The sequence below is a fragment of the Roseovarius lutimaris genome, from assembly GCF_900115165.1.
GTDB classification, from domain to species: domain Bacteria; phylum Pseudomonadota; class Alphaproteobacteria; order Rhodobacterales; family Rhodobacteraceae; genus Roseovarius; species Roseovarius lutimaris.
The window spans coordinates 1-14,232 of record NZ_FOVP01000009.1 but is presented as its reverse complement, the minus strand read 5'-3'; the positions used below and the strand labels follow the sequence as shown (position 1 = coordinate 14,232).

Below are 14,232 nucleotides of genomic sequence, written 5' to 3'. Positions count from 1 at the left end.
CATTCGCGATTAGGTGCGCTGACCTGAAAACCGGGCCTGCCAGTCTTCGCGTGCCTCATCAGTGATCTTGGAAAACAGAACCTCGGGCACGGCAAAGTCATGGCCCGGTGCAAAGGTTTCCAGCGCCGCGCCAATGTCATCCGGCCAGCTGTCATCCTTAGTGTGCATCGCAGCCAGCATGCGGGCCGAGGCCTCGGGAATGAACGGCGCGCTCAGCACCGCGTAAAGCCGGATCAGGTTGAGCGCGAGGCGGATTTGCATCGCGGCCTGCTCGGGACTGTCCTTGAAGGTTGACCACGGCGCGGCATTTTGCAGATATTCGTTGCCCTCAACCCAGATCGCGCGCAGCGCAGCGGCGGATTTGCGCACCTCCATCGCCTCCATGAGCGCCTCATACTCGCGCACCCGCGTGTTCAGCCGTTCGATCAAAGCGGTCTCATCAGGGCCATATGCGCCGCCCGCAGGCACCTCTTCGCCAAATTTCGAGCGACAGAACTTGGTGACGCGGCTGACGAAATTGCCAAGCACATCGGCCAGATCCTTGTTGACCGAGGCCTGAAAATTTTCCCATGTGAATTCACTGTCCGAGCTTTCGGGCGCATGGCTAAGCAACCACCAGCGCCAGTAATCGGCGGGCAGGATTTCAAGCGCCTGATCCATGAACACGCCGCGCCCCTGGCTGGTCGAAAACTGGCCGCCGTCATAGTTGAGATAGTTGAAGCTCTTGATGTAATCGACAAGCTTCCAATCCTCGCCCGAGCCCATGATCGTGGCCGGAAAGCCAAGCGTATGAAAGGGGACGTTATCCTTGCCCATGAACTGGGTATAGCGCACGTCATCGGCGCCGCGCCCGGTGCGCCACCAGCGTTCCCATGCGGCGTCGTCAAGTCCGTTCGCCTCGGCCCATTCCCCGGCGCAGGCAATGTATTCGATCGGCGCGTCGAACCAGACGTAGAATACCTTGCCCTCCATCCCCGGCCAATCATCGGTGCCGCGCTTGACCGGAATGCCCCAATCCAGATCGCGGGTGATGCCGCGATCCTGAAGCCCGTCGCCATCGTTGAGCCATTTGCGCGCAATCGAGGTGGTCAGGACCGGCCAGTCGGTCTTGGTGTCGATCCAGGCGCTCAGGCGCTCGCGCATCTGGCTTTGGCGCAGGAACAGATGCTTGGTTTCGCGCACCTCAAGATCGGTCGACCCGGAAATCGCCGAGCGCGGGTCGATCAAGTCTGTGGGGTCAAGCTGTTTGGTGCAATTCTCGCATTGATCGCCACGCGCCTTGTCATATCCGCAATTGGGGCAGGTGCCCTCGATATAGCGGTCGGGCAAAAAGCGTTTATCGGCATTGGAATAGACCTGTTTTTCGGTCACCTCCTCGATCAGCCCGGCCTCGTAAAGCTTGCCGGCAAGATGCTGGGTCAGGGCGTGGTTCTGTGGGCTGGACGAGCGGCCAAAATGGTCAAAGCTAAGGCCAAAGCCCTTGGCGATCTCAGACTGAATGCTATGCATTTCGGCGCAATAGTCGGCCACCGGCTTGCCCGCTTTGGCGGCGGCCAATTCCGCCGGGGTGCCATGTTCATCGGTGGCGCAGAGAAACAGCACCTCATTGCCGCGGCTGCGCTGGAAGCGGGCAAAAAGATCGGCCGGAAGCTGGCTCCCGACCAGATTGCCAAGGTGTTTGATCCCGTTGATATAGGGAATTGCCGATGTGATCAGATGCCGTGCCATATTGCCTGCCTTTTGAAGGTTCGTGCCCCCTTTAGCGCGTCTTTGCAGGCAGTTCTAGCGCCGGTTCTCAGGTTTGTCGCGGCTGCGCCTTGTGAGGCGGCCAATCACGAACGAGGTGCGCGGTGTCCAGACATAAGAGGTGCGCCGTTCCGCGACCGGGCGCATGCGCATGCGGAACAGGCCAAAGACCACCAGTAGGGCATGCCCGGCGGCGATCATCACGAACATGGCCGGCGGGCCATATTGCTCGATCAGGGTCGAGGCCATGAGCGGCGCGGCAATCGCGCCAAGGGCGAAAAAGAACATCAAGGCCGCCGAAAGCTCGACCCGCTCATGCGCCTCGGCGAAATCATGGGCATGAGCGGCGCTGACCGAATAGATCGGAAAGGTGGTCATGCCAAAGAAAAACGCGGTTGCCAGGATACCAAAGGTATCAAGGTCACGGGTAAGAGCGGTGATCACGCTGCTCAGGATCGCGGCAAGCGACAGGCCGATCAGAACCCAGCGACGGTCATAGCGATCCGCCAGCCAGCCGACCGGGTATTGCGCCACGGCCCCGCCCAGAACGAAGACCGCCAGAAAGCCCGCGATCTGATCCACGGCAAGGCCGACCTGTTGGCCGTAAAGCGGGCCGATCATCCGAAACGACGCACTTGAGAGGGCGGCGACCAGAACCCCGGCGGCGGCCAGCGGCGAGCAGGCGATCAACAGCATCGGGCGCAGGCGCGGGGCATCGGGGGTTTCCGGCTCGCGCAGACGGCTGAGCGTGAGCGGCAAAAGCGCGGCGCAACACAGGATCGCCAGCAGGTTGTAGGACACGTAAGAGGCCGGCGCGAGCACGCTGATCAGCATTTGCGCCATCAGCGAGGCCCCCATATCCGCCACCCGGTAAATGCCCATCGTGCGGCCGCGCGTCTCATTGGTGACCTTGGCCTGAAGCCAGGCCTCGATCACCGTGTAGCACCCCGCCACGCAAAGCCCCGAGGCGACCCGCATCAGCGCCCAGGCATAGGGATCAATCACCACCATATGCGCCAAAAGCCCGATTGCCCCGGCCGAGGTAAAGGCGGCAAAGGCGCGTGAATGGCCGATGCTTCCCATCAGGCGCGGCGCGAACCAGCAGCCGATGAAGAAGCCGACAAAATGCGAAGATCCCAAAATGCCGATCTGCGCGGTGGTGAAGCCAAGCGCCAGCCCCGAGAGCGCATCCAGCGGGCCAACGCCCCCGGTGGACAGCTGAAGCAGGATGACCGACAAAAAGAGGGCCGCAAAGGAAATGATCACGCGCATTGTGCCGCCAACATGTCATCCTGCCGCAGAGGGCCCTTGATGTTTTTCGACAAAGAGGTGTCGTTTTCCGCAGGAGCGGCTATTTTTCAATCCGCGCGATGATGCGTAATCCGATCTTGTCGCCGACATAGGCTGAAAACCCGTTTGCCCCAAAGGCAGAGCGGCTGATCGTGCCGGTCAGCAAAACGGTCAGGTTGTCAAGGTCGTCGGGGTCTGTGCCGCGCTGTCGATAGAGCGCGGCGTCGAGCGTTACAGGCCGGGTAACGCCGCGCACGGTCAGGTTGCCGACGATGCGGGCTTTGCGCAGGGTGCCGGTGATCCGTGTCGATGTGAACCGAACCGTGGGGAACTGCGCCGTGTCGAGCACCTCGGGCCCTTTCATCGCCTGCGTGGCAAAGAAAAACCCGGCCCTGGCGCCGTCGGCATCAAGACTGACGTCGATATGGCTTTCCGAGACATTTCTGAGGTCAATCTGCATGGTGGCGGATTTGACCGGCATCTGGCCTTTGTTTTCAGCCTCGCCAAACCCATAGGTAAAGCCCACCGTCGAGCGGGCGGTGTTCAGGCGATAGGTTTGCGGGGCGGCTGTTGCGAGACCGGCAATCAGACACAACAAGAGGGCAATGCGATACATCATCAAACACTACACGGTTGGGGGTGAAATGGATGTCACGTTTGCGCCACTTTCCATGCACCCGGCGCCCCGCAGCGCCGCCAGCGAACGGGCGATGGGATTGGCGGGGTAGCAGGGCGGATGTCACGACTGTTATTCCAGCATCTTCACTACTTTTTGTCAGGCCCTGCCATGTGGGGGTGACGCGAGCCGCAAATTCGCTAGATTGCGCGCGAACGACAGATAAACGGGGATGGAAGATGCAGAAAAGACCGTTGGGGCGCACCGGCTTGCAGGTAAGCGCGCTTTGCCTTGGCTCGATGACATGGGGCACGCAGAACACCCTGCAAGAGGGCCATGCCCAGATCGAGCGCGCCCTGGATCGCGGGGTAAATTTCATCGACACCGCCGAGATGTATCCGACCACCCCGATTTCGGGAGAAACCACCGGGCGGACCGAAGAGATCATCGGCGACTGGTTTGCCCGTAGCGGTCGGCGCGAGGATGTGATCCTTGCCACCAAGCATTCCGGGGAAGGCTTCAAGCATGCCCGCGATGGCGCGCCGATTTCAGCCAAAACCATCCCCGAGGCGATTGAAGGCTCGTTGCGCCGTCTCAGGACCGATTGCATTGATCTCTACCAGTTTCACTGGCCCAACCGGGGCAGCTATATGTTTCGCAAGAACTGGCGTTTTGATCCATCTGGCCAGAACCGCGACGAGACGCTTGCGCATATGCAAGAGGCGCTTGAGGTGTTACAGCGCGAGGTCGATCGCGGCACGATCCGGTATTTTGGCCTGTCCAACGAAAGCGCCTGGGGCACGGCGCAATGGCTGCGTCTGTCCGAGGCCGGGCAGGGGCCAAGGGCGGCCTCGATCCAGAACGAATATTCGCTGATGTGCCGGCTCTTTGATACCGATCTGGCCGAGCTGAGCGTGAATGAGGATGTTGGCCTTTTGGCATTTTCCCCACTAGCGGCCGGTTTCCTGAGCGGCAAATATCAGGGTGGGGCGGTGCCCGGCGGCTCGCGCATGGCGATCAACGGCGATCTTGGCGGGCGCAGGACCGAGCGTGCCTTTGCTGCCGTCGATGCCTACCTTGAGATTGCGCAAAGGCACGGGCTTGATCCCTCGCAGATGGCGCTTGCCTGGTGTCTGACGCGGCCGTTCCTGTGCTCTGCAATCTTCGGCGCGACCACCCCGCAACAGCTTGATCTGGCGCTTGGCGCGGGCGAGATCACGTTAAGCGACGAGGTCCTTGAGGAGATCGACGCGACGCATAAAGAGCACCCGATGCCCTATTAGGGCAAACGGATCGGATTGGGCCGCCGCCCCCTTGTGTGGCGCGCACTTGCGGCGTATACGCGCGGCCTGACCCAAAAGGAGCCGTCGCAATGGTAGGTAGTGCCAATCTCAACGTCATGCTGAAAGCTGCGCGCAAAGCGGGGCGGGCATTGGCCAAGGATTTCCGCGAGGTCGAAAACCTTCAGGTGTCGATGAAGGGCGCCGGCGATTTTGTCAGCCGCGCCGATATCGCCGCCGAAAAGATCATCAAGACCGAACTGATGGGCGCGCGCCCGACCTATGGCTGGCTGGCCGAAGAGGGCGGCGGCGAAGAGGGGCAGGACCCGACGCGGCGCTGGATCGTTGATCCGCTGGATGGCACCACGAATTTTTTGCACGGTCTGCCCCATTGGGCGGTCTCAATCGCGCTTGAGCACAAGGGCGAGATTGTCGCCGGCGTGATCTATGATGCGGCCAAGGACGAGGCGTTCTTTGCCGAGAAAGGCGCCGGGGCCTGGCTCAATGAAAGCCGCCTGCGGGTCTCGGGGCGCGGCAAGATGATCGAGTCAATCTTTGCGACGGGCCTGCCGTTTGGCGGGCGCGCCGACCTGCCGGAAACGCTTCAGGATCTGGCGCGGATCATGCCGACCTGTGCCGGCGTGCGGCGGTGGGGCTCTGCGGCGCTTGACATGGCCTATGTGGCGGCCGGGCGCTATGACGGCTTTTGGGAGCGGCGCTTGAATGCCTGGGATATGGCGGCAGGTATCGTTATCGTGCGCGAGGCGGGCGGCTTTATCGAGCCGCTGCGCAAGGGCGGCGACATTCTTGCCGATGGCGAGGTGATCTGTGGCAACGAGGCGATTTTCGACAAATTCGCCGGTGTGATCCGCGGCTGAGGCGGGCTAGGAAAATTCGTAGAATTTTCTTTTTGAGTATTTTTGCCAAGAAGAACTCAGGTGTCGGAGGGGTGATTGACCCCGTCGACCCAAGGGATGTCACCAAGGTTGCGTGGGTTGATCCCGTCCAAGGCGCCAAGGTTGACGCCGTATTCATTCGGATTTGAGCGGCGTTGATGGTGGGTGTAAATCCCGCAGGTCTTGCAGAAGTAATGTTTCGCCGTGCCTGTCCCCCATTGATAGAGTGTCAGATTGTCGGTGCCTTTGATCACCTCGAGACCGGACAGCGGGGCGGTGACCGCGGCGGCGCCACGCCTGCGGCAAAAGCTGCAATCGCAGCGGCGCGCGCTTGCCAGCCCCTCGGACAGTGTCACGCGCAGTTCGACCGCGCCGCAATGGCAGGTGGCTTTGTGGGGCTGTGTCATCGTTTTCGCCTTACGGGGGGAATGGAGGTGCGCCGATAGACATAGCGCGCCTCGGGATGGGGCGGTTGTCCGTGTGTGGCATCCCAGAAGCGCCGCCCGCCGAGGCGCAGGAACAGTGGCACGGTCAGGGCCGCACCGACCACGAAGCCACCCGCATGCGCCCAATAGGCGACGCCGCCATTACTGAGGTCGGCGCCGATGCCACTAAAGAGCTGGATCGCGAACCACAGTATCAGAAGGATCGCGGCCGGAATGGTGATGATGCGGAAGAACACGATGAAGATGATCAGGATATCGACCCGCGCGCGCGGAAACAGCAGAAGATAGCCCCCCATCACCCCCGCAATCGCCCCCGAGGCCCCGACGGTGGGCACCATTGCAGACGGGTCGGAGGCTAGCTGTGCAAGGCCCGCGCCGACGCCCGAGGCGAGATAGAAGGCGAGATAGGGCAGGTGGCCCATCCGGTCCTCCATGTTGTCGCCGAAAATCCACAGGAACAGCATGTTGCCCAAGAGATGCATGACCCCGCCATGCAGAAACATCGAGGTCAGCAATCCGGAATACTCGCCGGATTGCGTGACCCGCGCGGGGATCATGGCCCAATCGTAAAAGAACATATTGAGTGCGCGGGCATCGCCGAACAGGGGCCAATAGCCGATGAAGATCACCACGTTGAGGGCAATCAGCGCATAGGTCACATAGGGCGTGCGCCTCGAAGGGTTATGGTCGCGGATCGGGAACATGGGGCCACGTTGGCCCCATGCTGTGGTAAGGTCAAGCCATGCCGCCCAGGAGTTCTGCATTGCCGCCCGCAGCCGTTGTATCGACGCAGACGTGACGTTCATGCAGGGCATGGCCGGTGTCGGGCATGCCGGTGATCAGCGGCATGATCGGACCCGTCCGTTCGCTCAGTGCCAGGGCGTAGCTGCGCGCGGTCTTGGCATCGCCCCACCAGATCGCACCTGACAGCCCGGCAAGAGACTGAAGCGCCTCTGGGTCAAGGCTGCCTGTGGTCTCGACTGCGACGCCGCCAAGATCGGTGACTGCCTTGGCCTGTTCAGCGGCGGCTTTGGCCCCCGGCCCAAGGCACAACAGGGCCGGGCGCACGCGGGTGGTCAGGCGGTTGGATTCGCCTGTCGGGCCGGGCAGCACGATGTCCTGACGCGGGGTGCCGGGCACGGCGTTGGTGCGCTCAAGGGCGGTTTGTGCGTCCTTGGCTGTCATCGCGCCGGACCATTCGGCCTCGACCGGTGCCGCCGGGCGGGCGGTGTAGCGGGTCAGATAATGCGGCCCGCCGGCCTTGGGGCCGGTGCCCGATAGGCCCTCGCCGCCAAAGGGTTGGCTGCCTACGATGGCGCCAATCTGGTTGCGGTTGACATAGATGTTCCCGGCATGCACCCGCTCGGTCACATGTTGCACCCGGTCATCAATCCGCGTCATCAGGCCAAAGGTCAGCCCATAGCCGGTGGCGTTGATCGCATCAATTACCTTGTCCAGATGCTTGGCCTTGAAGGTCGCCAGATGCAGGACCGGACCAAAGATTTCGCGCTCCAACTCTTCAATTCCGCCAATACGGATCAGGCTGGGGGCAATGAAAGTGCCGGCGTTCGGCGTCATCAACTCATGCATAAGGCGGCCTTCGGCGCGGGCCTTCTGGATGTGATCGGCAATGCCTTTGCGCGCGGTTTCGTCGATCACCGGGCCGCAATCTGTCGAGATATGCCAGGGCGTGCCGACGCAGAGCACATCCATCGCGCCCTTGAGCATCTTGATGAAATCTTCGGCGATATCCTCTTGCACATAGAGGCAGCGCAGCGCGGAACAGCGTTGGCCAGCCGATTGAAAGGCGGATTCAACGATTGCCTGCACCGCCTGTTCGGGCAGGGCGGTGGAATCGACGATCATCGCATTGAGACCGCCGGTTTCGGCAATCAGCGGTGCGCCGGGGGCGAGGTTTTGCGCCATGGTGGCGCGGATTTTCATCGCCGTGCCGGTCGATCCGGTAAAGGCCACACCGCCGACGCGCGCGTCAGAGGTAAGCGCCGCGCCGACATCGCCCGCACCGGGCAAAAGTTGCACCGCAGTTTTTGGCAGGCCCGCCTTGTGCATCAGCGAGATCGCGAAATGCGCGATGATCGGGGTTTGCTCGGCGGGCTTGGACAGCACCGCGTTGCCTGCGGCAAGCGCCGCCGCAATCTGGCCGCTGAAAATCGCCAGCGGAAAATTCCACGGCGAAATGCAGGTAAAGATGCCAACCGCCGGGGCCTCGGGGGCGTTGGCGGCGTAATAGCGCAGGAAATCGACCGCTTCGCGCAGTTCGGCCACCGCATCGGGAATGGATTTGCCGGCCTCGCGCGACAGGATGGCGAAAATCTCGCCAAAGTTTTCCTCATAAAGGTCGGCGACCTTGTTGAGAACCTTGGCGCGTTCGGCCGGGGCGGCATCCCAGGGTCTTGCCGATGACAGGGCGGTTTCGATCTCGGCGGCGCTTGCGGGGGCGACGGTGCCGGGGCTGTCGGCGGGATCGGCGGGGTTGTCGACGCGCACCGGCGCATTGCCCTTCGCCTTGCCCGCGACAAGCGCGGTGGCGGCCCATTTATGCGTGGCAAAGGCGTCGCGCGCGGCAATCACCGCATCAAGCGTCGGGCGGTGATGAAGATCAAAGCCGCGTGAATTGGGGCGCTCTGGCTGAAACAGGTCAGGGCCACCGGCCAGATCGGCGGGCGGATCGTTGACCGCATCAAACGGATCGCGCGCGACCACCTCGGGGGCGACCTCTTCATCGACGATCTGGTTCACGAAGCTTGAGTTGGCGCCGTTTTCCAGAAGGCGGCGCACCAGATAGGCCAGCAGATCGCGATGCGCGCCGACCGGGGCATAGATGCGACAGCGGGTATTCTCGGCCTTGAGGATGATGCCGTGCAGGGCCTCGCCCATGCCGTGCAGACGCTGAAATTCGAAGGTCGATTTATCGCTGCCCATTTCCAGAATGGCGGCGGCGGTATGGGCGTTATGGGTGGCGAATTGCGGATAGATACGGTCGGTCATCGACAGGAGTTTGCGCGCATTGGCGATATAGCTCACGTCGGTGGCGGCTTTCGAGGTGAAGACCGGAAAGCCCTCGATGCCCTCAACCTGGGCGCGTTTGATTTCGGTGTCCCAATAGGCGCCCTTGACGAGGCGGACCATGATCTTGCGATCAAGCCGGGTGGCGAGGTCATAAAGATGGTCAAGAACGAGGCTGGCGCGGTGGCCATAGGCCTGAACCACGACGCCAAATCCGTCCCAGCCCGCAAGCGCCGGCTCGGCCAGAACGGCTTCGATCACATCGAGCGACAGCGACAGGCGGTCGGCCTCTTCGGCGTCGATGTTAAGACCCATCCTGGCGGATTTCGCCAGCAGCGCGAGAGAGCGCAGGCGTGGCACCAGCACCTCCATCACCTGTTCTTGCTGGGCCTCTTCATAGCGGGCGTGCAGCGCCGAAAGCTTGACCGAAATGCCGGGATTGTCGCGGATATCGGCATTGGTGCAGGCATCGGCAATCGCGGTGATCGCGCGGCTATAGCTCAGGTGATAGCGGGTGGCGTCGCCATCGGTGCGCGCGGCCTCGCCAAGCATGTCGTAGGAATAGGAATAGCCCTTTTTCTCCATGTTGGCGGCGCGGTCCATGGCGGCGCGGATGTTTTCGCCAAGAACGAACTGGCGGCCCATTTCCTTCATGGCGCGGGCGACGGCGGTGCGGATCACCGGCTCGCCCAGGCGTTTGATCGCGCTGCGCAGATGGCCGACCGGGCCGGGGGCGTCTTCCTTGAGAACCTTGCCGGTCAGCATCAGGGCCCAGGTCGAGGCATTGACCAAGGATGAGGTCGAATGCCCCATATGCTTGCCCCAGTTTGACGGCGCGATTTTATCCTCGATCAGGGCGTCGATGGTTTCGGCATCCGGCACCCGCAACAGCGCCTCGGCCAGACACATCAGGGCGATGCCTTCATCGGTCGAAAGACCGTATTCCGCCAGAAACACCTCCATCAGGCCGGGGTTCGACTGGCCCCGGATATCACGAACCAATTGCGCGCCACGGGCGCAGATGCGCGACCGGTCTTCCTCGGACAAAGCGGCTATCCCGATCAGACGGGCAAGGGTTTCGCCCTCGTCAGCATAGGTTGCCAGATCAATGGCGCGGCGAATATCGGTGTCATATGGCATGAAAGCATCCCTCTGGCTAAGATCGCCTAAGGTAGCATGATTGATTAAGTTACTTTTCCCGATTACAAGTAAATATCAGGTCAAACGCATCATATTGGAGCAAAAGATGGACCAAAGCGAACAAAGTGACCTGGACCGGTTCGACCGGGCGATTCTAAGGGTTCTGGCTGGCAATGGCCGGATCAGCGTGACCGAGCTTGCGCGCGAAATCGGGCTGTCGAAATCGCCCACGCAGGCGCGGTTGCGCCGGCTGGAACGCGACGGGGTGATCACCGGATATCGGGCGCTGTTCGATCCGATCCGTCTTGGGCTTGATCACGTCAGTTTTGTCGAGGTTCGCCTGCATGACACGCGCGAGGCGGCCCTGGCCGAATTCAATGCGGCTGTTGCGAAAATTCCCGAGATCGAGCAGGTTCATCTGATCGCCGGAAATTTCGACTATCTGATGAAAATCCGTACCCAGAGTATGAGCGATTATCGCCGGGTTCTGGCCGAGCAGATTTCGACCCTGCCGCATCTGTCCAATACCTCGACCTATGTGGCGATGCAGGCAGTCAAAGAAAACGCCCTGTCCGATGTGATTTGACCAATCGGAGGCTCGCCCCATACTAATGGGTCATGAGGTATCTGGTTCTGGCATTTGGATTGACCGGGCTTGCGGGCGGACCGCTCGCGGCAGCAACCTGCCCTGAGGCGCCCGACCATGGTACGGAAATCGGCGATCTTATAGAGGCTGCGCAATCTGCCCCGGATGAGGTCTCGGGCCGGATCATTTCCAATCAGATGTGGCAATATTGGGCCGATGCGCCCGATGACTATGCCCAAGGCCTTCTGGACGAGGGCATGACCCGCCGCGCCGCTTATGATTTTGAGGGCGCGGTCAAGGCCTTTGATGCGCTTGTCGCCTATTGTCCGGCCTATGCCGAAGGGTACAATCAGCGCGCCTTTGTCAATTTCATAAGGCAGGATTACAGCGCCGCGCTTCCTGATCTTGAACGTGCCGTGGCTCTGTCGCCGCGCCACATCGCGGCAATGACCGGGCAGGCGATGACCCTGATGGCGCTTGAGCGCCCAGCCGAGGCCGCATTGGTATTGCGCGCGGCACTTGAATTGAACCCGTGGTTGCCCGAGCGACATCTGCTCGGAGCGCTTGAAGCGGCCGAAGAAGAGTTGTAGGCGCGCCGCACCGGACCGCCCGCATTGGCTTTACACCCGCGCGAAAGCGGCTATGTTTCGCCCGCGTCCTGATGCGGGCGTGATGGAATGGTAGACATACCAGACTTAAAATCTGTTGGGGCGTAGCCCCGTGTGGGTTCGAGTCCCACCGCCCGCACCATTTAAAAATGAATTATCCTTATAATTCAGATTGATACGCAATAATCTTGCGTATCAATCCCCCTTTGCATCCCCTTTGTGCGCGATGGTCATTCGCGCTTTGCCGCCATTCGTTTAGTGCTCTTAAGGGCACCATTGGAAAGCGCCCTACATATCAAAGGGCTTAAGAGTGACGAATGAAGTCCCGCTTTGCCGCATGGCCAATAGAAGCAACTGGAGCAAGAATAGCCACATCGTTCAATAGCGTGGCATCTTCGCTGCTTAGCTTTTCTCGGAAAACACCATACCCAGTGCTAGATGAATACATTGGGCTACCTTCACGAAGTGCATCTGAAAAAGCAACGTAGGCTGAATTTACAGACCCGGCGAATGGACTTACCGCTTTAAACAAGAGGTTGTGAGGCCCAATAACAGCAACGTCAAATTTCCGAACCTTACCACTGTGGCCGCGCACTTGGTAATCTGTGGCAATTTGGCTAAGTGGGGCAAATTCCGAAAGGGCCGCAATGATTTCTGGCACCATATCTTTTGAAGATTTTTGCTCGACATGAGCATACGCCAAGCTTGCTGCCATTGCCGATGCATTTGCTACAGCAAGTATTGCGTTCTCGATCCAATCACCGCTGTCGATCTTTAGAGACAAAACACCATCGTGCTCAATAAGGTGATATTTGTTTTTAGCTGCCTTAAGGGCAGCGGTCAGGGCGTGAGCGTCAAGGCCTTGGCGGATTACACTCTCGCTGGCACCCCCACCATCCGACACGCGGAAGCCGTCGCCCCATGCTGAGATTGTTACAAAAACTGGCGAGAATGAAGGGTACAGGCAATGGGTTTTGAACACATTACCATCTGAGCTTTCGACGCAGCTATCAAGGCGAGCGGTCAAACTTCGCAAGCTTAAACAGTCCATTTTCTCGCCTCCTTAGTTCAAGAATCTACCCTGTTTCGGTAGATAAACAACCCTTTGCTCAGGGGTCATCGTTATATTCAGGGCGTCCGCTACATATGCTAATACCTGATCTAACTCAGACAACTTATGGTGCAGTGGCTCTCTACATGGCAGTGCCTTATCCCAATTCAACGCGACATGTTCCTTGTTTGCGTACCATGGGTGCGTGTGAGTTCCCTTAACGTAGTTGGGCAACTTCAATGCTGCCGCCCAGGGCGGATTTGGCTTTTCCTCATTGTCAGGTACAACGTCTAGCCGAAATATCGGGTGGCCATGGAAAATGAGCAAAACCGTCGGCCTATCCAAGGAAGGCTTTAGGCTGACGTCAAGGTGAGCCCTAAGTGCAATATTCAAGCCATCTACTAAGTTCCACTTGAACTGCTGTACGCCTAAGCGCCCCTCGCCCCATTCTGGATGTAGGCCATCCAAAAATTTGTCGCTGGCTAGAAATTCATCTATAGAGGCAATCGTCGGCTTTTCCATATTGACTGATACAGCAGGCAAGCAATGAGTGAGTCAATTGAAAAGAATGATGAAAAGTAGATAGAGCGCCTTAACGAAGCCACTCGCAAACTTGAGGCGGACCAGCCCGACGATGCCCTTGATGAAATCATGGATAAGCTGGACCTAACGAAGGAACCGTAACCGGACGACTAGAAGGATGGGGATGACCAGCGCGCGCGAAACCTGTATTAACAATACCGGGATTGAATACACGCCGGTCCCTGTGCAGATAGCAATAGAGTTTCAGACACCCCCCCGCATTGCGGATTGCCCTATCGTGGTAGGCTTCGCGCTGCGATGGAAACCATATGTCTCAATCGCAGTCGCTGTATCCAGAAGACATGCAACCCCTTGCCCGTCGTGTTGCTTCCGAAATTTGTTCAGGCGTGATTTCACCTTCCAATAAATCGCGGAGTTTTGGTGCATTTTCATGACCGTTGGCACCGGCGATATTCGACCACATGTGCGCGAAGACTAAGTCTTTCAGCACGCCCAAGCCGTTGGCATACATGAGGCCGAGGTTGTACTGAGCGCTGGCAAGGCCTTGCTCGGCTGCCAAGCGATACCACCGCACAGCTTCAATGTCATCTTTCAGAACGCCGCTGCCGTCTTCATACATGTTGCCGAGGTTGTTTTGGGCGCTGACATTACCTTGCTCGGCTGCCAAGCGATACCATCGTACAGCTTCAACGGCATCTTTTGGCACGCCCCTGCCGTTGTCATGCATGACGCCGAGGTTGTACTGGGCGACGGCATCGCCTTGCTCGGATGCGAGGCGATACCACTGCACAGCCTCAACGTCATCTTTCGGCACGCCCCAGCCGTTGGTATACCTGACGCCGAGGTTGAACTGGGCGGAGGCATTGCCCTGCTCGGCTGCGAGGCGATACCACCGCACAGCTTCAACGTCATCTTTCGGCACGCCCAAGCCGTTGCCATGCATGACGCCGAGGTTGTACTGAGCGTCGGCATGGCCTTGCTCGGCTGCGAGGCGATACCACTG

Annotated in this window: 12 protein-coding genes and 1 tRNA gene; 5 read left to right on the top strand and 8 right to left on the bottom strand. The window is 59.9% G+C overall.

The window, feature by feature from the left end:
• Positions 1–9: 9 nt before the first annotated feature.
• The 3 genes from metG to BMZ91_RS09060 all read right to left on the bottom strand — a co-directional run bounded on the left by metG (position 10) and on the right by BMZ91_RS09060 (position 3,652).
• A complete protein-coding gene (gene metG / locus BMZ91_RS09070; RefSeq protein WP_092837412.1) occupies positions 10–1,728 on the bottom strand; it encodes a methionine--tRNA ligase in 1,719 nt (572 codons plus the stop codon).
• A gap of 54 nt (positions 1,729–1,782) precedes the next feature.
• Positions 1,783–3,018: an MFS transporter gene (locus BMZ91_RS09065; RefSeq protein WP_092837410.1), complete on the bottom strand. Its 1,236-nt coding sequence runs from the start codon at positions 3,016–3,018 to the stop codon at positions 1,783–1,785.
• A 79-nt stretch (positions 3,019–3,097) separates the two neighbouring features.
• Complete coding sequence (locus BMZ91_RS09060) at positions 3,098–3,652, bottom strand: YceI family protein (RefSeq protein WP_245736281.1); 555 nt, start codon at positions 3,650–3,652, stop codon at positions 3,098–3,100.
• A gap of 239 nt (positions 3,653–3,891) precedes the next feature.
• Here BMZ91_RS09060 and BMZ91_RS09055 point away from each other — a divergent pair, with 239 nt between their 5' ends.
• Both BMZ91_RS09055 and BMZ91_RS09050 read left to right on the top strand, forming a co-directional pair.
• Positions 3,892–4,935, top strand: a complete 1,044-nt coding sequence (locus BMZ91_RS09055) for an aldo/keto reductase (RefSeq protein WP_092837404.1) — start codon at positions 3,892–3,894, stop codon at positions 4,933–4,935.
• 89 nt (positions 4,936–5,024) lie between these two features.
• Positions 5,025–5,810 (top strand): inositol monophosphatase family protein, encoded by a 786-nt coding sequence (locus tag BMZ91_RS09050; RefSeq protein ID WP_092837401.1) that lies wholly within the window; start codon positions 5,025–5,027, stop codon positions 5,808–5,810.
• Between the two features lie 56 nt (positions 5,811–5,866).
• On the opposite strand, the gene BMZ91_RS09045 is transcribed toward BMZ91_RS09050, so the two are convergent.
• The 3 genes from BMZ91_RS09045 to putA are packed head-to-tail and all read right to left on the bottom strand — an operon-like array spanning position 5,867 to position 10,441.
• Positions 5,867–6,235 carry a GFA family protein gene (locus BMZ91_RS09045; RefSeq protein WP_092837398.1) on the bottom strand — a complete coding sequence of 123 codons (369 nt, stop codon included), beginning with the start codon at positions 6,233–6,235 and terminating at the stop codon, positions 5,867–5,869.
• Positions 6,232–6,978 (bottom strand): rhomboid family intramembrane serine protease, encoded by a 747-nt coding sequence (locus tag BMZ91_RS09040; protein ID WP_092837395.1) that lies wholly within the window; start codon positions 6,976–6,978, stop codon positions 6,232–6,234. The genes BMZ91_RS09045 and BMZ91_RS09040 overlap by 4 nt, the downstream gene beginning before the upstream one ends.
• A 31-nt stretch (positions 6,979–7,009) precedes the next feature.
• The gene (putA, locus tag BMZ91_RS09035) at positions 7,010–10,441 is read right to left on the bottom strand and encodes a bifunctional proline dehydrogenase/L-glutamate gamma-semialdehyde dehydrogenase PutA (protein WP_092837392.1); all 3,432 of its coding nucleotides are present in this window, start codon (positions 10,439–10,441) and stop codon (positions 7,010–7,012) included.
• Between the two features lie 106 nt (positions 10,442–10,547).
• Between putA and BMZ91_RS09030 the strand changes: the two genes are divergently transcribed.
• From BMZ91_RS09030 to BMZ91_RS09020, 3 genes are all read left to right on the top strand, one after another.
• Positions 10,548–11,027, top strand: a complete 480-nt coding sequence (locus tag BMZ91_RS09030; protein WP_092837389.1) for an Lrp/AsnC family transcriptional regulator — start codon at positions 10,548–10,550, stop codon at positions 11,025–11,027.
• 32 nt (positions 11,028–11,059) lie between these two features.
• Positions 11,060–11,617 carry a tetratricopeptide repeat protein gene (locus tag BMZ91_RS09025; RefSeq protein ID WP_092837386.1) on the top strand — a complete coding sequence of 186 codons (558 nt, stop codon included), beginning with the start codon at positions 11,060–11,062 and terminating at the stop codon, positions 11,615–11,617.
• Positions 11,618–11,690: 73 nt separating this feature from the next.
• A tRNA-Leu gene (locus BMZ91_RS09020) sits at positions 11,691–11,777 on the top strand.
• Between the two features lie 162 nt (positions 11,778–11,939).
• Here BMZ91_RS09020 and BMZ91_RS09015 read toward each other — a convergent pair.
• A complete protein-coding gene (locus tag BMZ91_RS09015; RefSeq protein WP_143076321.1) occupies positions 11,940–12,686 on the bottom strand; it encodes a hypothetical protein in 747 nt (248 codons plus the stop codon).
• An 856-nt stretch (positions 12,687–13,542) separates the two neighbouring features.
• On the bottom strand, positions 13,543–14,232 hold a 690-nt coding region (locus BMZ91_RS21950), incomplete at its 5' end, for a tetratricopeptide repeat protein (RefSeq protein WP_143076320.1).

Excerpts from the sequence above, each read along its gene's own strand:
- BMZ91_RS09050 (WP_092837401.1), top strand. The coding sequence starts at position 5,025 with ATGGTAGGTAGTGCCAATCTCAACGTCATGCTGAAAGCTGCGCGCAAA.
- BMZ91_RS09055 (WP_092837404.1), top strand. The coding sequence starts at position 3,892 with ATGCAGAAAAGACCGTTGGGGCGCACCGGCTTGCAGGTAAGCGCGCTT.
- BMZ91_RS09030 (WP_092837389.1), top strand. The coding sequence starts at position 10,548 with ATGGACCAAAGCGAACAAAGTGACCTGGACCGGTTCGACCGGGCGATT.
- BMZ91_RS09015 (WP_143076321.1), bottom strand. The coding sequence starts at position 12,686 with ATGGACTGTTTAAGCTTGCGAAGTTTGACCGCTCGCCTTGATAGCTGC.
- BMZ91_RS09045 (WP_092837398.1), bottom strand. The coding sequence starts at position 6,235 with ATGACACAGCCCCACAAAGCCACCTGCCATTGCGGCGCGGTCGAACTG.
- putA (WP_092837392.1), bottom strand. The coding sequence starts at position 10,441 with ATGCCATATGACACCGATATTCGCCGCGCCATTGATCTGGCAACCTAT.
- metG (WP_092837412.1), bottom strand. The coding sequence starts at position 1,728 with ATGGCACGGCATCTGATCACATCGGCAATTCCCTATATCAACGGGATC.
- BMZ91_RS09025 (WP_092837386.1), top strand. The coding sequence starts at position 11,060 with ATGAGGTATCTGGTTCTGGCATTTGGATTGACCGGGCTTGCGGGCGGA.
- BMZ91_RS09060 (WP_245736281.1), bottom strand. The coding sequence starts at position 3,652 with ATGTATCGCATTGCCCTCTTGTTGTGTCTGATTGCCGGTCTCGCAACA.
- BMZ91_RS09065 (WP_092837410.1), bottom strand. The coding sequence starts at position 3,018 with ATGCGCGTGATCATTTCCTTTGCGGCCCTCTTTTTGTCGGTCATCCTG.
- BMZ91_RS09040 (WP_092837395.1), bottom strand. The coding sequence starts at position 6,978 with ATGTTCCCGATCCGCGACCATAACCCTTCGAGGCGCACGCCCTATGTG.